Here is an 18,231-nt window from a genome sequence, read left to right as displayed (position 1 = left end):
ATGCATGTGCCTTTGGCGCGCAGTACACGAGCTAGGAGGCTTACCTATGCGGAACTTCATTACCTTAATTTTCTCAAGTGTTCACAGACTGGGACGGGGGCTTCTTGGCGTTTTGTTTTTGTTTGCTCTGAGCTTTGCACCAAATGATGCAGGTGCTGGGATCACGCTGACCTTTGGCACCTATGCCGCTGACAAACCCACCGAAACCGTGCGCAAATACAGGCCTTTCCTTACCTTTCTTGCGGATCGGATGTCCGAGCGGTTGGGAGAGAAGGTCACGATCAAGCTCACAATCGCCAAGGAATACGCGGAAGGTATTCGCCAGCTTGCCGAGGGTGAGGTGGATTTTGCCCGGTTTGGGCCGGCGTCCTATGTGGTGGTCAAGGAGCTCAACCCGGATATCAGCATTGTGGCCATGGAGTCCAAAAAGGGCCAAAAACGCTTCAAAGGCGTGATTGTTGTCCATCGCGATAGCCCGATCCAATCCCTGGAAGAGCTGTCTGGGCTGACCTTTGCCTTTGGTGATGAGCTGTCAACAATTGGTCGATATCTGGCTCAGGCGCAATTGCTTGATGTTGGGATCTCGGGTGAGGATCTGCACAGCTTTGCGTATCTGGGGCGACATGATCTGGTGGGCGAAGCCGTCGGTGCCGGAAAATATGCAGCAGGAGCCTTGAAAGAAAGCACCTATAAAAAGCTGGTTGCCAAAGGCGTGCCGATCCGGGCTTTGACCTCATTTGACAATGTCACAAAGCCCTGGCTGGCCTCTGCCGATTTGGACCCGCGGTTTCTGCAGGCCATGCAGGAGGTGATGCTGTCCGTTCAAAATGAAGAGATTGTCCGGCGCGTCTCCAAGAATGGATTTCTGGCGAGCGAAGATTCAGATTACGATCTGATCAGAGAAGCCATCGAACAAAGCCAAAGCTTCTAAGGCTAGAAACACAGAGAAATGAAACGCTCCAGTGTCCTGTTTCAGATTGTGCTTTCGCTGTCCCTGGCCGCCCTTTTGGTGGGGCTGGTTGTCGGGGCTGTTGCGCGCCGTACCGAGAGCATCCAGCTGCGCGACCAATTGAGCGAACAGGCAGGGCTGACGATTTCACTGCTCAGTGGTCTGATGCTGGAATCCATCATTGTCGAAGATGTGCCGGTGTTGGAAACAGGGCTTCACGAAGCCCTGGCCCGCACGCCTAAAATTCTCTCCATCCAAATTCTGAACAACGACGGCGTCACAATCGCAACGGCCAAACGGCGGGAAACCGATGCTGTAGAAGAGTTTGTCACCTACGAACAACCAGTTGAAATGGAGGGGTTCGAATTCGGCACAATGGTCGTGCGATGGTCTATGCTGGAAGGCCAGGCCATGGTTCAGGAAAAGGTCCGGTATACCATTATGTGGACGGTTCTAGCCGTCGCGGGCCTGTCGGCCCTTGTTTTGGCCTTGGTGCATATGCTGGCTCTGCACCCGCTCAGAACCATCCATCGCCGGATGTCGAATGCTCTCTTGGGCGCGCGGGGGAAGGCTGGCAAGCTCCCATGGTATGCCTCGCGGGAATTCTGGGCGCTGAACTATTCGGTTGGTGTTCTGGAAGACACTTTTGTTGAGCGGGATGAACGTGAAACCGCTTTGCAGCGGGCCTGTGAAGAGGCAGATATCGCCAACCAGGCCAAGTCGGAATTCCTGGCAAACATGAGTCATGAAATCCGCACGCCAATGAATGGTGTGATTGGTATGGCAGAGCTGATCATGGAAACCGACCTGGATGAGGATCAGCGTGTCTATGCGGAAACCATTTCCAAATCTGGCGCAGCGCTGCTGACAATTATCAATGATATCCTCAATTTCTCCAAAATCGAAGCAGGCAAAGTTGAGCTGAACCCCTTCCCGTTCAACCTCTTGGCGGCTGTCGAAGACGTGGTCACACTGCTCGCCCCCAAGGCCAGCAATAAGGGCATTGAGATCATTCTGAGGTATGACCCTGATCTTCCAATCTTTTTTGAAGGAGATGTTGGTCGGATCCGCCAGGTTATTACCAATATCATTGGCAATGCGGTAAAGTTCACCGACCATGGCTACGTCTATATTGATGTCTCAGGGCACAGAGATGCCAATGGCTATGATCTCGTGATCCGTGTCACCGACACCGGGATTGGCATTCCCGAAGACCGGCTTGATAGAGTCTTTAGCGCCTTTGAACAGGTGGACAGCGGCGCCACACGCAGCTTTGAAGGTACGGGACTTGGCCTGGCGATCTCGGCGCGCCTGATAGAGTTGATGAAGGGGCGGATTTCGGTGCAGTCGGAGGCGGGGAAAGGGTCCGTCTTTACCATCGATTTGCCATTGCCGCTGACCGACCAGATCGCTGACGTCAAAGTGGCGTTTAATGCCTTGCAAGGTATGACAGGACTTATTGTGGATGATCTGGAATTGAACCGGGCGGTCCTGAGCGAGCGGTTGCGCGACTGGGGTGTGAACTGCGTTGAGGCCGGTAGCGCCGCTCAGGCCTTGGAGATCATGGCGGATCTGCGTTTGGATTCGCAACGCTTGAATTTTGTCATTCTGGACTATCAAATGCCGCAGGTTGATGGCAGCGCGCTGGCGCGGCAAATTCGAGCAATCCCCGATTATGCAACAATGCCAATTGTCATGCTGTCCTCGGCGGATCAATCCGCTGCCCGGTCAAATGACCACCGGGCGAAGATCCGCGACATTGTGTTGAAACCTGTTCGAATGGCACAGTTGAAACAGGTGCTGCGGCGGGCACTCAAGCTTGAGCAGTCCGGGCGAAGCGCGGTTGTCATGCGTCAAGAGGCGCGACAGGCCATCCATTCCCTCAAATTGATCATCGCCGAGGATAACCGGACCAATCAGTTGGTGGTGACCCGGATGCTCAAGGATGCGGGGTTTGACATTACTATTGTGGCCAACGGCGCCGAGGCGGTTGAGAAATTTCGAGAAGTGCAGCCGGATATCATCCTGATGGACATGATGATGCCGGTGATGGACGGGGTTGAAGCGACGATGAAAATTCGGGAGATCGAATCTGCGTCCCATAGCTCTGGTTGTCATATCATCGCCCTGACCGCCAATGCGCTGGAGGCGCATCGGGAAGAATGCCTGGCGGCGGGCATGGATGATTTTCTTAGCAAGCCGATCAACAAACAAGCGCTACTGGAGGCCCTTCACAAGGGCGCTGATACTCTGGACGAACTTCCCGCTGATCTGAGAGCAGGTCAGACCTGAGGGTGTGCCGCTCTTTAGTTAACGGTCATTGCTGACAGCTGGGAGCCGGTTTTTCCAGATCGCACTTCCCAGATTTGTCAGGGCAAAAAATACCGCTGCGGCGCAGACAATTGTTGGCCCGGTCGGGGTATCCAGAACAAAGGAAGCCTGGAGGCCAACCAGGGCGGCAAGTGCGCCGATGCTAGCAGCAATCGCGGCCATGCGTTCGGGGGTCGCGGCAAAGGGACGTGCGGCGGCGGCCGGGATCAGCAAGAGCGCTGAAATCAACAAGACTCCGACAACTTTGATGGCGACGGCCACGACCAGGGCTAGGGCGACGGTCAGCACCAGTTGTTCACGTTTGGGGTTGATGCCGGCTGCATAGGCCAAATCAGGGCTGAGTGTGGCGGTCAATAGGGCGGACCATCTGGCCCAGAGCAACAATAAAACCAGGGTCGCTCCGCCCCAAATTACGGCCAGATCTATTCGGCTTACTGCCAGGATGTCGCCAAACAAATAGGCCATCAGGTCAATGCGGATGCCCTGCAGAAAAGAGACCGCCACGAGCCCAAAAGCCAGCGAGGAATGCGCCAGCACCCCCAAAAGCGTGTCCATGGCAAAGCCCCGTCCGCTCAGGCTGGAAACTGCGGTGGCCATCAGAAGGGCAATGATCAAAACGCCTGCAAAGATCGGCACCTGGAACCCCAGAGCCAATGCAACGCCCAGGATCGAAGCATGGGCCGTTGCATCGCCAAAATAAGCCATGCGGCGCCAGATCACAAAACATCCCAGGGGGGCGGCTGCGATGGCGACGCCGGTTCCTGCAAGGGCTGCGCGGATCAAAAAACTGTCGAACAGTGTGATCATCTGTGTGCCTCATGCGCAGGGTGAGAGTGCTGGCCCCCGGTCTCGTCTTTGCCGTGATCATGGCCGCAACTGTGGTCGTGGCTGTGATTGTGCTCGTGGCGATAGAGCGCCAGCGCGCCCTGGGTGCCACTGCCAAACAGCGCCCGGTATTCTGGCGCCGAAGCCACATGCTCAGGCTCGCCTTCGCAGCAGATATGGCCGTTGAGGCAGATCACCCGGTCAGAGGCCGCCATAACAACATGCAACTCATGACTGACCATCAAAATGGCGCAGCCCAGAGTTTGCCTCAGGGTTTCGATCTTTTGGTAAAATGCGGCTGATCCGGGCTGATCAAGCCCCTGGGTGGCCTCGTCGAGGATCAGAAGCTGCGGCTGGCACAAAAGCGCCCGCGCCAGCAAAACGCGCTGAAACTGACCGCCCGATAGATCGGCCATTTGACGGTTGGACAACTGTCCGGCGCCGGCCTGTTCCAGGGCGCTGGTGGCCTGGGCGTTGGACACTCGGTCCGGCAGGCTGAGAAACCGACGCACGGTCATTGGCAAGGTCGGATCGATATGCAGTTTTTGCGGAACATAGCCAATCCGCAGATCCGGGCTTCGATTGACCGTTCCCTTGCTGGGCATCTGCGCCCCGATGACACTGCGCAACAGGGTGGATTTGCCGGAACCATTGGGGCCAACGATGGTGACGATTTCTCCGGGAGAGATGCCAAAGGTCACGTTCGACAGAACCGTGTTTCCGCCATAGCTGACAGAGAGATCCTGAAGTGAGATCAGTTGCATTTATGGGCAGCTTCTTGGCATTTGGGGCAAAGACCTTCGGCTTCGACCACGGTGCGTTCTATCTGGAACCCGGCGTCGCGGGCGGCCTGACCCAACTGGCCATTGGTTGGCACGGCCTGGGCTTCGGCCACTGACTTGCACAGGCGGCAGATCATGAACACCGGGGCGTGATCCTCGCCGGGATGGGTGCAGGCAATAAAGGCGTTCAGCCGTTCGATTTTATGGGCAAACCCGTTGCTCACCAAAAAGTCCAGCGCGCGATAGGCGACGGGCGGTTGCGAGCCAAGTCCTTCTTCGCGCAAACGATCAAGAATTTCATAGGCGCCCAGAGCCCGGTGTTCCTGCAATAGGATTTCCAAGACCCGTTTGCGGACAGGGGTAAACTGTAGCCCCTGCGCCTTGCACTGGGCATCAACCGTTTCAATGCAGCTGGAAATACAGCTTGTGTGGTCATGGGGCTCAAATCCGATGGAATCCATGGTCTTGGGTCTCCGCTGATAAGGGCGATGCCTGGGGCTTGCCGAACTTGGCTCTTGATATGTTATGCTATGACGTTTAACAAGCCGTGAGATGTTATAAAATCACATGAGAGTCCCATGCTTAAAACTCCCCTGACTTCTGTCGCAGCCCTGATGGGATTTGCAAGCGTTTCTGTGGCAGATGTGCCCAAAGTCGCGACCGATATTGCCCCCGTGCACAGCCTGGTCGCCCGAGTCATGCAGGGAGTTGGAGAGCCAGGCATGGTGGTTCCAAACGGCGCCTCGCCGCATCACCACTCAATGCGCCCCTCCGAGGCCCTGACCCTGTCGCAAGCGGATGTGGTCTTTTGGATCGGCGAAGCACTGACCCCTTGGTTGGAAGGTCCGGTGGACGAGCTGGCAACGGAGGCCCATGTGGTTGAGCTTTTGGAGCTGGAGGGCGGCGTGGCGCTTCCTTTCCGTGAGGGCGTTGGCTTTGAGGCCCATGATCACGGGGATGAAGAGCAACACGACGACGATCATCACGATGCGCATGAGGATCATGATGACCACGGGGATGATCACGACGCTCATGCCGAGCATGAAGATCACGACCGCGAGGCACATGCCGAGGCCGGGCATGATCATGAAGAGGACCATGAAGAGGACCATGAAGAGGGTCATGACGATGAGCACGAGGGCCACGATCACGCGGGTCATGAAGGCCACGACCATGAAGGGCTGGATCCTCACGTCTGGCTCTCTCCAGAAAATGCAATGCTTTGGCTTGATGTGATTGCGGCGGAGCTCTCCGAGCATGATGTTGAAAACGCCGCCACCTATGCGGCAAATGCAGCAGCCGGCAAGCAGGAGCTCAAAGAAGTCAAAGCTGAGATCAAAGCCAGCCTAGAATCCGTGCGTGACGGCGGCTTTGTGGTGTTCCATGATGCCTATCAGTACTTTGAGCACAGCTTCGGTATCTATGCCGCTGGTGCGATCTCGCTGGGGGATGCGTCAGACCCAAGCCCTGCGCGTATCGCGGAGATCCAGCAGGTGGTGAAGCAAGCACAGGTTTCTTGCGTCTTCTCAGAGCCGCAGTTCAACCCGGATATGGTGGCCACCGTTCTGGAAGGTAGCGGCGCCAAAACCGTGGTCATCGACCCATTGGGGGCCGCCTTGGAACCTGGCGCCGGATTCTATCCCGCGCTGCTGAAAGAGCTGGGCGCCGCCATGGCCAGTTGCCAGTAAACGCAGGGATCATTGTCGTAGCCGCTTCAACTTCGTGACAGTGGCCCGGCAGTGTTTCCCAAAGGGGGCAGAGCAAGCTCTGACCCCTTTGGGTTTTTAGATTCGGTCTTTGACAAGATGGATCAGGGTTGCGCCGGTCTCGTAATAGGCACCACGCAGGCGGGCAAAGGGCAGGCTATGGCCAGAGCTGGCCGGCAAGGGCAGTAGGCTCTCATCTTTTGTGAGCAGGGCCTGAGCCATCTGTTGGCCAAACAGGGTTCCAGGCCCGATGCCACGACCTGAATAGCCAAAGCTGACATAGCCTTCCTCCAGTTTCTCGATCTTGGGCAGGTATTCCCCGGTCATGGCGATGCGGCCAAACCATTGGCTTTCCAGTTTGATCCCGGAAAGCGCAGGAAAGACCGCGGATAGCTTCCGCTTGAGCCAGCCTTGGTGAATGTTGCTGCCAAGATGATCCAAAGCCCCCATGGCACCAATCACCAGCCTGCCCTTTTGGTCCATGCGCCAGGAGGACATTACCATAGCGGAATCCCAGCAGCCTTCGAGCCCTGGCAGAATTTGGGCTTTCTGGGCTGTTGTCAGGGGGGCAGTAGCGCCTTGGAAATAGTGAACGGGAACGATCGCAGGTGCCTTATAGCCGGACATGGGACGGGCATAGGCATTTGTTGCCATGATCAGATGTTTGGCGCGGATGTGGCCACGAGGCGTTGCAACCTCCCAGCAGCCATTGTTGCGGGTGATTGCCTGGGCCGGAGTTTGATCATGCAGGCGAGCACCAGCGGAGATCGCGGCACGGGCCAGCCCTCGGGCAAAGCCTAGCGGCTGGATGGTGCCGGCACGGGGGTCAAACAGGGCGCCGTGCACTGCCTCGGATCCGACGCGGGCCCGGGCTTCGGCGGCCTCCAATAGCTGCACTGGGGCGCCGATGGCCTGCAACTGATCTGCGCGCCGTTGCAGATCCTGCATGCCGCTGGGGGCATGGGCGCAGTGAAGAGTGCCATTGCGTACAGGCTCACAGGCGATCTTGAACCTGTCGATGAGCCCGTAAACCAGGTCAGGGGCCTGCCCCAAGGCCTGCGATAGATGGTTGCCGATCTCTGCGCCAAGCCGGGCGTTGATGTCTTCGGGTGGCAACCACAGCCCGGCATTGACCAGACCGACGTTGCGGCCAGACCCGCCATGGCCAAAGACCTCAGCTTCGAGCAGACAGACCGAGGCCCCCATTTCGGCGGCCTTTAGCGCGGCAGAACAGCCGGTATAGCCGCCCCCAATCACCACCAGATCTGCCGTGGCCTCCCCGGATAAAACCGAGGAGGCAGGGTTTTCCTGGCAGGTCTGGTGCCAGAGGCTGTCAGTCAGGTCAGATGTCAAATTTGATTCCCTGTGCAAGCGGCAGCTCCCGCGAGTAGTTCACGGTGTTGGTCTGGCGACGCATATAGCCCTTCCAGGCGTCAGAGCCGCTTTCCCGTCCACCGCCGGTTTCCTTTTCGCCACCAAAGGCGCCGCCGATTTCGGCGCCCGATGGGCCGATGTTGACATTGGCGATACCGCAATCGGATCCGGCTGCCGAGAGGAAATATTCCGTCTCGCGTACATCTGTGGAAAAGATGCAGGAGCTCAGCCCCTGTGGCACATCGTTTTGCAGGGCGATGGCCTCGTCCAGATCCTCATATTTCACCACATAGAGGATCGGAGCAAAGGTCTCGGTGTGCATGATCGCAGACTGCGCGGGCATTTCGACAATCGCCGGATGGGCATAGGCCGCAGCAGAGTGGCTGTCGGTTAGCGCCTGGCCGCCTCCATGGACCGTGCCGCCTTCGACTTCTGCCTGAGCCAGGGCCTCGGTCATGGCCTTCAACGCCAGATCGTCGATCAGCGGGCCAACAAGCGAGCCTTCCAGCAGCGGATCCCCAATCGGCAGGCCTGCATAGGCTTTGATCAGCCGGGGGATCAGCGCGTCATAGATATCGGCATGGACGATCAGGCGACGCAGCGAGGTGCAGCGCTGCCCGGCGGTGCCAACGGCAGAAAACACAATGGCGCGCAGGGCCATTTCCAGATCAGCCGAGGGGGCGACGATCATCGCGTTGTTGCCGCCGAGTTCCAGAATTGTGCGGCCCAGGCGGGCAGACATGTCCTTGGCCACGGCCTTGCCCATGGGGACAGAACCGGTGGCCGAGATGATCGCGACGTCTTTGGATGCGGTCAGGGCTTCGCCCAGATCGCGCTCGCCGATCAGTGTCTGGATCAGACCTTCGGGCGCATCGGCACCAAACTGGGTGGTGACGCGATCACAGATCTTCTGTACGGCAAGGGCGGTTAACGGGGTCTTTTCCGAGGGTTTCCAGATCACCGGATCACCACAGACCAGCGCCAGGGTTGCGTTCCAGCACCAGGGAGCCACGGGGAAGTTGAAGGCGGTGATAACACCGCAGGTCCCCATCGGGTGCCAGGTTTCGCGCATGGCGTGGCCGGGGCGTTCCGAGGCGATGGTCAGGCCATAGAGTTGACGCGACAGGCCTACTGCGAAATCGCAGATATCGATCATTTCTTGCACTTCGCCCAGACCTTCCTGGTAGATCTTGCCACATTCCAGCGTCACCAACCGGCCGAGGTTCTCTTTTTCCCGGCGCAGCTCTTCGCCCAAGAGGCGCACCAGCTCGCCGCGGCGCGGTGCGGGCACTGTGCGCCAGGATTTGAAGGCTGACTTGGCATTTGTGATCTGGGCCTGGGCATCCGCCAGGCTGTGCATGGCGATGCGGGCAATCTCGCTGCCATCAACTGGGGTCTTGACGCTAAGACTGCCGCCAGAGAGGTCGTTCTGGGTGAAACCTGCGGCGGTGAGGATCTGGGAATAAGGCATGGTGCATCCTTTCGAGGAAACTGTCAGGCCATGAGCATTACACGGGGTAAAACGCTGGTGACTCACGGGTGTTTCCTGTAATTCTCACGATAAATGTGAAATTGCACATGATACTAAATTCTAAAGCTATGAGGTAAAATCATATGATAGCGCCGCGTCGGTTTCTGCCTTCGATCTCATCTCTGCTGGCACTGGAAGCCGTGGACCGTCTGGGAAGCGCTTCAGCGGCTGCAGAAGATCTGAACCTGACCCAGAGCGCTGTCAGCCGTCAGCTTAAACAGTTGGAACAGCAGATGGAGGTGGATCTGATTGCGCGGGATCAGATGCGACTGCAGTTGACTCCGGGCGGGGCGAACTATGCCAAAGAAGCCCGCGCGATCCTGTCCCGGCTGGCGCAGGCCTCAATCAAGCTGCGGGCGAATCCGGATGGTGGTAGTTTGAATCTGTCGATCCTGGCCTCCTTTGGCTTGCATTGGTTGGCTCCACGGCTCAAGAATTTTGTCGCTCAGCACCCTGGCATTACGGTCAACTTGCAGACCCACAACCTGCCGTTCGGTTTTGAATCCGGCACAGCTCAGGCTGCGATTCATTATGGGACGCGCGACTGGCCCGGCGTGGAGTATCTGCCCCTGATGCCCAAACACGTGCTGCCAGTCTGCGCGCCCGGCCTTTTGCAGGCGCCCCTGTCCGTGCCAGAGATGCTGCTGCACTATCCGTTGTTGCACCTGGAAAGCCATCCGGACAGTTGGGAGCAATGGTTTGGCCTGCACGGTGTCACGGCTGAGCGCTTGCAGGGTATGTTGTTTGACCAATCATCGGCGATGACACAGGCGGCGGTGCATGGGCTGGGCATTGCCCTGTTGCCAACCTTTTTGGCCGAGGGCGAGATCAAAGCCGGCCGCTTGCAATTGGCCATCAATGGACCGCCTGTGACACTGGGGGAGTATTTTCTGGTCTGGCCGCCGGAGCATTGCGATGACTACCCGCTCATGCAGTTTCGCAATTGGCTGCTCGATCAGATAACGGCTCAGGAGGCCTAAGGATGCGCTTGCCCAGTCTCACCCATCTTCGCTGTTTTGAAAGCGCCGCCCGCCACCAGAGTTTTACCGCGGCAGGCGAAGAGATTGGCCTGACCCAAAGTGCTGTCAGCAAGAAGGTCAAGGAGCTGGAGGCGGATCTTGGCTTTGCGCTGTTTCAGCGCGTTGGCCGGGGCGTGGTGCTGACCGACGCTGGCGCCGGTCTCGCTGCGGATTTGGCGCAGGACCTTGGCGCGCTGCGCACCTCGGTGCAAAAGGCGGTGGCGGCGGGGGCGGGGCGCAGTGCGCTGCGCATCGCGGTGCTGCCAACCTTTGCCAACCGCTGGCTGATACCACGCTTGCCGGATTTCTTTGCGCGCCATCCGGAGATTGAGCTGAGCCTTTCGACACGGTTGGACCCCTTTGATTTTGCGCGCGACCCCTTTGATTTGGCGATCCATTATGGGCGTGACAACTGGCCCGGTGCCCGTATGGTCGAGCTGTTTGGCGATCAGATGGTGCCGATTTCTGCCCCCGAATTCTATGCCAGCTATGGATTGACAGATCTAACCGCGTTGGAAGACGTGCCTTTGGTGCATCTGGAAAGCCGCAGTGAGGTCTGGGCGAATTGGTTTCAGGAGGCAGGGATCAAGGGGCAGCCGCGACAAGATGGGCGCTATTTTGATCAATACTCCATGGTTATTGGCGCGGCGACTGCGGGGCTCGGGGCAGCGATCGTGCCTTTTGACATGGTCTCGGATGAGCTGGACAGCGGCGCTTTGGTGCAACTGCCGGGGCCGGTCCTGGGGTCGGCCAAACGCTATTACCTAACCCGCCCGCATGGGGCGGCGACGGATGCGGTGCAAAAGTTCGAGACCTGGATCACCCGACAGCTGAGGTGCAGACCGGGCTGACCCATGTGGTTTTGGAATGAGTTGGGTCCAACTTGGGGATTTTTCTCTCTGGAGCTTGGTGCTTTAGGCTTTGAGCATTGGCGCGCGCCGGATTGTCCAGCGCCCCTGTTTCAGCTGTAGGACGACACCCATGACAGAATTCCGCAAGGCCAGCCGTATTGATGCAATCGAAGTATCTGAAATCCTGCAGATCGGGGCGCGGGCTGCGGAGCTGAAACAACAGGGGCGACCGGTGATTGTGCTGGGTGCGGGCGAGCCGGATTTTGACACGCCTGACGCCATCAAACAGGCGGCTGTTGACGCGATATGGGCGGGAGAAACCAAATATACAGCCCTTACTGGCACGCCGGATCTGAAGCGGGCGATCCGCGCCAAATTCAAGCGAGATCACGGTTTGGACTACTGTCAGGATGAAGTGATTGTTTCTACCGGTGCCAAGCAGGTGCTGTACAATGCTTTCATGGCCAGTCTGGAGCCAGGTGACGAAGTCATCGTGCCGGCTCCCTATTGGACTTCCTATGTGGATATCATTGCTCTGGCCGGTGGCAAAGCCGTGCTGGTGCCCTGTGGTGCCGAGACCGGTTTTCGAATGACAGCAGAGCAGCTGCAGCAGGCGCTTGGCCCGCGCACCCGTTGGGTGCTGTTCAACTCGCCATCAAACCCCTCTGGTGCGGCCTACTCGGCGCAGGATTACGCACCCTTACTGGAGGTTTTGATGCAGCATCCGGGTGTCTGGGTCATGGCCGATGACATGTATGAACATATCACCTACGAAGGATTTGAATTTGCCACGCCTGCGGCGGTTGAGCCGCGTTTGAAACCCCGTTGTTTGACCATAAATGGCGTCTCCAAAGCCTATGCTATGACCGGATGGCGCATTGGCTATGCGGGTGGTCCTGCAGCTTTGATATCTGCCATGGCGGTGATTCAGGGGCAGTCGACCTCCTGTGCCGCTTCGGTGTCGCAGGCGGCAGCACTGCAAGCCTTGAACGGGGGCCAAGATTTCTTGACAGAGCGGCGCGCCAGCTTTCAGGCCCGTCGCGATCTGGTGGTGGATGGGTTGAATGCAATTGAGGGGATCAGCTGTCCGCGTCCCGAAGGGGCTTTTTACACCTTTGCCAGCTGCGCTGGCCTGCTAGGGCGTCGAACCCCGCAAGGCAAGACTTTGCAAACGGATGCGGATTTTTGTGCCTATGTTCTGGAACACCACGATGTTGCCATGGTGCCGGGGCGGGCCTTTGGGCTGTCGCCGTATTTCCGCATTTCTTATGCTACCAGTCCGGCAGAGCTGCGTGAGGCTTTGGTGCGATTGGCGCGGGCGGTCGCGCAGCTGGACTAACGCAGAGCGGGGCAGGGTTACAGCTGCTTTTGCATCAGGATCAGGTCCAGCCACTGATTAAATTTACGCCCGACCTGAGGCAGAAACCCTGTCTGGGTATAGCCAATGGCTCTGTGAAATTTGAGCGCCTTGGGGTTGGCGCTGCTGATACCTGCAACCAATACATGCACCTCTCGGGTGCGGGCTTCCTTTTCCAGCTGACCCATCAGCGCCCGGCCCAGCCCATGGCCCTGGGCTTCGGGGCGCAGCTGAATGGAATGCTCTTGTGTGTGGCGATAGCCCGGACCGGAACGAAAGGCGCTGTAAGTTGCAAAGCCCAGGATCCTGCCGCCTCGTTCTGCCACGAGGAAGGGCGTCAGATCTTGTTCCAGCCGGGCCGCGATCTCTTGGGGCTGGCGCTCCTGAGAGGTAAAGGTGAACAGCGTATCGCGGATCATTGCATTGGCAATTTCGGCAATACTGGCGCTGTCGCGCGGCTGGGCATGACGTATCTCCAATGGCATCGTCGAGGTCTCTTTCACTGAAGGCAGCAGATGACGGCCAAGGGATCATGGCCGTGGGCAAACCACAAGGGCAGACAGGTGGAAGGCTGGGGGCTACCCGCCCGAGACTAGAGAAAGCAATTGAACTCGGCGCAGGAGCGCTTCAAAGATGGAAAACCACAGCAGGGAGTCTTTGACATGCAGCGCAACGATATGAAACCAGCCACAATTGCGGCTCAGGCTGCTGGTGCCATCGATGCGGCCAGCGGTGGGGTAGTGCCTCCCCTGCAGCCCTCGACCACCTTTGTGCGGGACCGGGACTATCAGCTGGTCAATCAGGACAACGTCTATCTGCGCTCCCACAACGAGGCCGTCAGGCTGGGCGAAGAGATCCTGTCTCGCCTTGAGGGCGCCGCGGACACACAGCTGTTTCCCTCCGGTATGGCGGCTATTGCCGCAGTTTTTCGTACCGTGCCCAATGGTGGTGCAGTGATTGTTCAATCGGGCATTTACTGGGGCACAACCAAATGGATCCGGGATTTCTGTATCCGCCGCGACATCACCCTACACGAGGTCGAGGCCAGCGATACAGCGGCTTTGCAGACGGTCTGTGAAGCGCATGAGGCGCAGATCCTGTTTGTTGAAACCCCGTCAAACCCCTGGCTCAAAACCGTCGATATCGCGGCGGCAAGAACCTGCGCCGATCGCGCTGGTGCCAGCCTGGTTGTTGACAGTACCGCCGCCACCCCGCTGCTGACCCGGCCATTGGAGCTGGGCGCGGATATCGTCATGCATTCTGCAACCAAGGTGATCAATGGTCACTCTGATGTGTTGGGCGGCGTGCTCAGCACCCGCAGGCCCAACCCGATGTGGGAGGCAATCTGTATGGATCGCAACGAGGCGGGTGCGGTGATGGGGCCATTTGAGGCCTGGCTTTTGGTGCGAAGCATGCGCACTTTGCCGCTGCGAGTGGAAAAGATGTGCGCCAATGCGATGAGGGTGGCTGAGTTCCTGGCCAGCCATCCTGAGGTCGAAGAGGTGTTATACCCGGGCTTGCCAAGCCACGAAGGACATACGCTCGCCAGCCGTCAAATGTCCGGCGGCTATGGGTTTCTGATGTCCTTTCTGGTCAAGGGAGGGCGCGAGGTAGCACTGGCGGTCGCCGGGCGTTTGAACCTGTTCCACCGTGCCACGTCGCTGGGGGGCGTTGAAAGCCTGGTTGAACACCGCCATACCATCGAGCCCCATACTGGCATCCCTGAAAGCCTGTTGCGGATCTCTGTTGGGATCGAAGATGCGGATGATCTGATCTCGGATCTGAACCAGGCTCTGTTAGGCTAGGGATTGTGCGGCTGCGGCGGGTACCGTTTGTGAAGGCCGTTTTTAACAGGAGCGGACACCCATCTGAATGAGTGTGCTTCCCTTGATCTTGTAGACGCTATTGATCCGTTTGCGACCTGTCTGCATGTACCAGGTGTTCAGTTGCGGCGGGTAGTTGGCGGCAATGATGCGGGAATAGCGGTCGAATTCATCCGCCGGCAAAGGGTGACCGCTTTTGGACGGTCCATGAAATCCAAAGGTGGTATTGGGAGAGACACAGGTATTAGGTAGCCCCAATAGCATGGTACAGGTTGAAAAACAGATACGCCCCCGAATTTCGACAGGTCGGCCTGAGGATCGCAGATTGTTCAATTCAATTAGGCGATCGCGAACGTATCCGCCCCGGTCGTTGCCAACCACATAGGGGGTCTGCCCGGCGGCAAAGGCGGTTTCGGTCACGAAAAACAGTGCCATTGTGACGGCAGCTGTAGTGGCCAGGGTTTTACTCAAGGTGCCAAACACCGCCTTGATGCGGACTGCGCGTTTCGCTGGATCACCCATACCTTACTCCTTGCAGATAAAACTGTGTTGGAGCTCAGGGCTAGAGGCTTGGCATGGGCTACTTTGGGGCGGGATGTGGCGAAAAACGGGCGCTTGTTTTCAAATTGATTAGGATTGTTGACGAAGTGTGACCACTTTGGTTGGCAGCAAAGGGGTTCTCAGAAGTTTGAAAATGTTCCGGTTGTCGGTTTTCCGTCCCGCACGATTGGCTGCGCCCCAAAAAGCAACATAACATTGATTATTGGTTATTTTATGATGCTGGGGTGCGCGCTACTTTGAAGTGCGACTCTTGTTAGAAAACAAGATGTTATCTGACGAGAGGAATCGCCATGGGAGCCGTTTACACCCAACTGAGTATCACAGAGAGACGCAAAATAGAACGCTGGAGGCATGCGAAGGTCCCTGTTGATGAGATGGCGCGTGTATTGAAGCGCTGTCGGTCGACGATCTTTCGAGAACTTAAGCGCAATCATTTCTCTGATGAATGCATGCCAAAGTGTGATGGCTATTACGGCGCGGCCGCCCAGATGATGGCCGCAGATCGTCGCGCGCGACAACGCAAACTGATGAAGCATCCCGAACTTTTCCAGCGCGTGATCGAGCGGATCAAAAACGGATGGACGCCCGAGCAAATCGGCAACCGCATGATCCATGAAAGGACCATTCCAAGGGTCTGCCAGGAAACGATTTACCGCTACATCTATTCCAAGGAAGGTCAGCGCGAAGATTTGTGGTGGTACCTTCCAACGCACCGTGTCGCGCGCAGGCCCCGGCGAACCAGACGCCGCAGAGAGCCTAAATTCCATCGCGATGTCAGTATCCTTTTCCGCCCCGACGATGTCGCTCACCGCCGCCAGTTCGGTCACTGGGAAGCTGATTTGATGCTGTTCAAACAGAAGCTTGGTCAAACCAACGTCACCTCACTCGTCGAGCGTGTCAGCCGGTTCACAGTGATCCTGAAGAACCCAAATAAGCGGACAAAACCTGTCATGGGAAAGATTATGGATGCCATCCGTGATCTTCCCCTCCCTGCACGCAAGTCAATTACCTTTGATCGTGGCACGGAGTTTGTAAGCTGGCCCCACCTGCAGGCTGAGATCGGGACACAGACTTGGTTCTGTGATCCATCCAGCCCCTGGCAAAAAGGTACTGTCGAGAATACAAACCGCAGGCTTCGAAGATGGCTCCCGCGTAAGCGCGACATCCGGCAATGCACAGATCACGATATGAAGATGATCTGCGATCGCCTCAACAACACGCCCCGTAAATGCCTCGGATGGAAAACACCCGCCGAAGTCTTCCGCGAAAAAATGATGGAGGAAATGGGTCGATCCCCCTACCCTCAGAAGGAATAGGAGTCGCGGTTCAAGTATCGCTCACAAGGGAGCAGATCAGAGAGAGACCTGTGCCTCTGGTGGTTACAACGGGTAGGTGACGGCAATACGGGCACTGCCACTATCGAATTGCAGGTATGTTGTTTGGGGCGCCCTACAACCTGGATGATTTTGAATAGCTGATTGCCTCGCGATATGTGTCGTCCTCGTGAAGTTGCCAGTAGAGCGCCATCAATCGTTTTGAGAGGAGACCAACGTCTCCTGCTCCAATCGGTTGCCCGTCAATTCTGGAAACAGGCATAACGCCGCCTGCGGTTGATGTCACAAAGACTTCATCCGCTGCCATCAACTCTGCAACCGAGATATCCTGGGCGTTGCATTGGATGCCTGCCTCTGTGCAGAGGTCAAAGACGGTTTGGCGTGTCACGCCGAGCAAGACGCTCAGATCGGGTGTCGAAATCACACCGTCCTTAACTGCAAAGACATTGAACCCGGGCCCTTCTGATACATTGCCGTGGGCATCGAGCAGCACTGCCGTGTCTGCCCTCCGCGCGTAGGCTGCATATAGCGCCTTAACCATATCCAGCCAGTGATAGTTCTTTACGGTTGGGTCGACAGAGGAGGGTGGGATGCGCAGGACATCTGTTACGGCCATGTGCAAGCCCCGTTTCATCTGTTCTTCGTTCGCAACCGAGCCAAAAGGAATGGCAAAAGCGATAAAGCGGTTTTCGGCATCCCTGGGGTCGCGGCTGAAGTTCGGGGAGGTGCCCCGTGTGCAGATGAATTCCACATAGGCATTTTCAAGTCCGGATAGGGCCACGCAGTTGTGCAGGACTTCGGCCACTTGTGTCTTGCTATAAGGAATGTTCATATGCAGTTCCCCCATACCGCGGAAAAAGCGCTCCAGATGGTCTCCCAATCTGAAGAAAGCGCCATTCCATACATGGGCAACATCATAGGTCGCATCGGAGTGGAGAAATCCATAATCCAGAACGGAGAGCTTGGCCTCCTGGATCGGCAGATATTGCCCGTCCATATAGGCAACGCCAGGGGGGTAGTTGCGCGGATCAACGTGGCGATCGGTTAACTGAGGAGATTTCTGCATGAGGGAACTTTCGATGCGAGTATTTGGCGTGTTCGTTTGAAATTACGGGTTTTCTCTGAGCATCTTGCCTGAACTTTGCTATATTTGTGAGATAAGTGCCGCAACATTTGAAGGTATGATGAGCAAAATGCCAACTGCGCTGGATGAAACGGACAAGAAGCTTCTAACGTTGCTTCAGCGGAATAACCGGCTGACGGCAGACGATTTGGGGGATCTCGTTGGGACGTCACGCTCGTCGGTTCAACGGCGGATGAAGCGGTTCAGGGATGAAGGTATTATCGAAGCCGACATATCTGTCCTTTCCACCAAGGCTGTTGGCCGGCCCATGACTTTTATTGTTGAGGTCGAGCTGGAACGCGAACGTACAGATCTTCTGGATGAATTTCGCCGTTCCATGCTTGCTTTGGATGATGTGCAGCAATGCTACTATGTGACGGGGCACACTGATTTCATTCTGATTGTCACATCTGCGGATATGGCTGCCTATGAAGAGTTCAGCCGCCAGGTGTTTACGGACAACCCCAACATCCGACGGTTTCATTCAAATGTTGTTGTAAACCGCATAAAGGCAGGTTTGCAGGTGCCCCTTTAACCTGCCAAGGGGGCAGTGACCTCGCAGCGCTTTAGGATGATAATTCCGAAATGGCTGCACAATCTTCAGTCCAGAATCTGCACCGGCGGTGTGCGGCCTTTTGCGGTTCCGAAAACAATCACAAAATCGA

The 18,231-nt window shown here is 57.1% G+C and carries 17 protein-coding genes; 9 read left to right on the top strand and 8 right to left on the bottom strand.

Annotation, left to right across the window (positions count from 1 at the left end; all coding sequences use genetic code 11):
• The first annotated feature begins 46 nt into the window (after positions 1-46).
• Together AN476_RS13515 and AN476_RS13510 are read left to right on the top strand one after the other, a co-directional pair.
• Positions 47-931, top strand: a complete 885-nt coding sequence (locus AN476_RS13515; RefSeq protein ID WP_054462121.1) for a PhnD/SsuA/transferrin family substrate-binding protein — start codon at positions 47-49, stop codon at positions 929-931.
• Positions 932-949: 18 nt separating this feature from the next.
• Entirely contained in the window at positions 950-3,241 is a 2,292-nt protein-coding gene (locus AN476_RS13510; protein WP_054462120.1) for a response regulator, read from the top strand.
• Between the two features lie 18 nt (positions 3,242-3,259).
• On the opposite strand, the gene AN476_RS13505 is transcribed toward AN476_RS13510, so the two are convergent.
• Genes AN476_RS13505 through AN476_RS13495 form a run of 3 tightly spaced genes read right to left on the bottom strand, consistent with a single transcriptional unit; the run spans position 3,260 to position 5,348 of the window.
• Positions 3,260-4,087: a metal ABC transporter permease gene (locus AN476_RS13505; protein ID WP_054462119.1), complete on the bottom strand. Its 828-nt coding sequence runs from the start codon at positions 4,085-4,087 to the stop codon at positions 3,260-3,262.
• Positions 4,084-4,869 carry a zinc ABC transporter ATP-binding protein ZnuC gene (gene znuC, locus AN476_RS13500; RefSeq protein WP_054462118.1) on the bottom strand — a complete coding sequence of 262 codons (786 nt, stop codon included), beginning with the start codon at positions 4,867-4,869 and terminating at the stop codon, positions 4,084-4,086. Before znuC ends, AN476_RS13505 begins: the two co-directional genes overlap by 4 nt.
• Positions 4,860-5,348, bottom strand: coding sequence for a Fur family transcriptional regulator (locus AN476_RS13495; protein ID WP_054462117.1), 489 nt, complete (start codon positions 5,346-5,348; stop codon positions 4,860-4,862). Before AN476_RS13495 ends, znuC begins: the two co-directional genes overlap by 10 nt.
• Before the next feature lie 117 nt (positions 5,349-5,465).
• Between AN476_RS13495 and AN476_RS13490 the strand changes: the two genes are divergently transcribed.
• Positions 5,466-6,575 (top strand): zinc ABC transporter substrate-binding protein, encoded by a 1,110-nt coding sequence (locus AN476_RS13490; protein ID WP_054462116.1) that lies wholly within the window; start codon positions 5,466-5,468, stop codon positions 6,573-6,575.
• Positions 6,576-6,671: 96 nt separating this feature from the next.
• Here AN476_RS13490 and AN476_RS13485 read toward each other — a convergent pair whose 3' ends face one another.
• Entirely contained in the window at positions 6,672-7,946 is a 1,275-nt protein-coding gene (locus AN476_RS13485) for an FAD-binding oxidoreductase (protein ID WP_054462115.1), read from the bottom strand.
• The gene (locus AN476_RS13480) at positions 7,936-9,438 is read right to left on the bottom strand and encodes an aldehyde dehydrogenase family protein (protein ID WP_054462114.1); all 1,503 of its coding nucleotides are present in this window, start codon (positions 9,436-9,438) and stop codon (positions 7,936-7,938) included. Before AN476_RS13480 ends, AN476_RS13485 begins: the two co-directional genes overlap by 11 nt.
• A gap of 143 nt (positions 9,439-9,581) precedes the next feature.
• Here AN476_RS13480 and AN476_RS13475 point away from each other — a divergent pair, with 143 nt between their 5' ends.
• From AN476_RS13475 to AN476_RS13465, 3 genes are all read left to right on the top strand, one after another.
• On the top strand, positions 9,582-10,478 hold the full coding sequence (locus tag AN476_RS13475; protein WP_054462113.1) for a LysR substrate-binding domain-containing protein: 897 nt from the start codon (positions 9,582-9,584) through the stop codon (positions 10,476-10,478).
• Positions 10,479-10,480: 2 nt separating this feature from the next.
• Positions 10,481-11,368, top strand: a complete 888-nt coding sequence (locus AN476_RS13470; protein WP_054462112.1) for a LysR substrate-binding domain-containing protein — start codon at positions 10,481-10,483, stop codon at positions 11,366-11,368.
• 130 nt (positions 11,369-11,498) lie between these two features.
• Positions 11,499-12,707, top strand: coding sequence for a pyridoxal phosphate-dependent aminotransferase (locus AN476_RS13465; protein WP_054462111.1), 1,209 nt, complete (start codon positions 11,499-11,501; stop codon positions 12,705-12,707).
• 17 nt (positions 12,708-12,724) lie between these two features.
• On the opposite strand, the gene AN476_RS13460 is transcribed toward AN476_RS13465, so the two are convergent.
• Positions 12,725-13,210 carry a GNAT family N-acetyltransferase gene (locus AN476_RS13460; RefSeq protein ID WP_054462110.1) on the bottom strand — a complete coding sequence of 162 codons (486 nt, stop codon included), beginning with the start codon at positions 13,208-13,210 and terminating at the stop codon, positions 12,725-12,727.
• Between the two features lie 177 nt (positions 13,211-13,387).
• On the opposite strand from AN476_RS13460, the gene AN476_RS13455 reads away from it, so the two are divergent.
• The gene (locus AN476_RS13455) at positions 13,388-14,530 is read left to right on the top strand and encodes a PLP-dependent aspartate aminotransferase family protein (protein ID WP_054462182.1); all 1,143 of its coding nucleotides are present in this window, start codon (positions 13,388-13,390) and stop codon (positions 14,528-14,530) included.
• Between the two features lie 42 nt (positions 14,531-14,572).
• Here the strand turns inward: AN476_RS13455 and AN476_RS13450 are convergent, their stop codons facing one another.
• Complete coding sequence (locus AN476_RS13450) at positions 14,573-15,070, bottom strand: hypothetical protein (RefSeq protein WP_054462109.1); 498 nt, start codon at positions 15,068-15,070, stop codon at positions 14,573-14,575.
• 329 nt (positions 15,071-15,399) lie between these two features.
• On the opposite strand from AN476_RS13450, the gene AN476_RS13445 reads away from it, so the two are divergent.
• The gene (locus AN476_RS13445; RefSeq protein WP_054462108.1) at positions 15,400-16,425 is read left to right on the top strand and encodes an IS30 family transposase; all 1,026 of its coding nucleotides are present in this window, start codon (positions 15,400-15,402) and stop codon (positions 16,423-16,425) included.
• Between the two features lie 133 nt (positions 16,426-16,558).
• Here AN476_RS13445 and AN476_RS13440 read toward each other — a convergent pair whose 3' ends face one another.
• Positions 16,559-17,509, bottom strand: a complete 951-nt coding sequence (locus tag AN476_RS13440) for an aminotransferase class IV (protein WP_054462107.1) — start codon at positions 17,507-17,509, stop codon at positions 16,559-16,561.
• Between the two features lie 118 nt (positions 17,510-17,627).
• Between AN476_RS13440 and AN476_RS13435 the strand changes: the two genes are divergently transcribed.
• Complete coding sequence (locus tag AN476_RS13435) at positions 17,628-18,101, top strand: Lrp/AsnC family transcriptional regulator (protein WP_157063757.1); 474 nt, start codon at positions 17,628-17,630, stop codon at positions 18,099-18,101.
• Positions 18,102-18,231 lie beyond the last annotated feature (130 nt).

The sequence above is a fragment of the Phaeobacter sp. 11ANDIMAR09 genome, assembly GCF_001294455.1.
Taxonomy (GTDB): Bacteria; Pseudomonadota; Alphaproteobacteria; order Rhodobacterales; family Rhodobacteraceae; genus Pseudophaeobacter.
Note: the sequence above shows the minus strand (reverse complement) of the source record. Positions and strands in the feature narration are given on the sequence as shown.

Coding starts and splice junctions, on each gene's coding strand:
- AN476_RS13510 (WP_054462120.1), top strand. CDS start 950: ATGAAACGCTCCAGTGTCCTGTTTCAGATTGTGCTTTCGCTGTCCCTG.
- AN476_RS13470 (WP_054462112.1), top strand. CDS start 10,481: ATGCGCTTGCCCAGTCTCACCCATCTTCGCTGTTTTGAAAGCGCCGCC.
- znuC (WP_054462118.1), bottom strand. CDS start 4,869: ATGCAACTGATCTCACTTCAGGATCTCTCTGTCAGCTATGGCGGAAAC.
- AN476_RS13505 (WP_054462119.1), bottom strand. CDS start 4,087: ATGATCACACTGTTCGACAGTTTTTTGATCCGCGCAGCCCTTGCAGGA.
- AN476_RS13435 (WP_157063757.1), top strand. CDS start 17,628: ATGAGCAAAATGCCAACTGCGCTGGATGAAACGGACAAGAAGCTTCTA.
- AN476_RS13455 (WP_054462182.1), top strand. CDS start 13,388: ATGCAGCGCAACGATATGAAACCAGCCACAATTGCGGCTCAGGCTGCT.
- AN476_RS13495 (WP_054462117.1), bottom strand. CDS start 5,348: ATGGATTCCATCGGATTTGAGCCCCATGACCACACAAGCTGTATTTCC.
- AN476_RS13460 (WP_054462110.1), bottom strand. CDS start 13,210: ATGCCATTGGAGATACGTCATGCCCAGCCGCGCGACAGCGCCAGTATT.
- AN476_RS13480 (WP_054462114.1), bottom strand. CDS start 9,438: ATGCCTTATTCCCAGATCCTCACCGCCGCAGGTTTCACCCAGAACGAC.
- AN476_RS13445 (WP_054462108.1), top strand. CDS start 15,400: ATGGGAGCCGTTTACACCCAACTGAGTATCACAGAGAGACGCAAAATA.
- AN476_RS13475 (WP_054462113.1), top strand. CDS start 9,582: ATGATAGCGCCGCGTCGGTTTCTGCCTTCGATCTCATCTCTGCTGGCA.
- AN476_RS13440 (WP_054462107.1), bottom strand. CDS start 17,509: ATGCAGAAATCTCCTCAGTTAACCGATCGCCACGTTGATCCGCGCAAC.
- AN476_RS13450 (WP_054462109.1), bottom strand. CDS start 15,070: ATGGGTGATCCAGCGAAACGCGCAGTCCGCATCAAGGCGGTGTTTGGC.
- AN476_RS13465 (WP_054462111.1), top strand. CDS start 11,499: ATGACAGAATTCCGCAAGGCCAGCCGTATTGATGCAATCGAAGTATCT.
- AN476_RS13515 (WP_054462121.1), top strand. CDS start 47: ATGCGGAACTTCATTACCTTAATTTTCTCAAGTGTTCACAGACTGGGA.
- AN476_RS13490 (WP_054462116.1), top strand. CDS start 5,466: ATGCTTAAAACTCCCCTGACTTCTGTCGCAGCCCTGATGGGATTTGCA.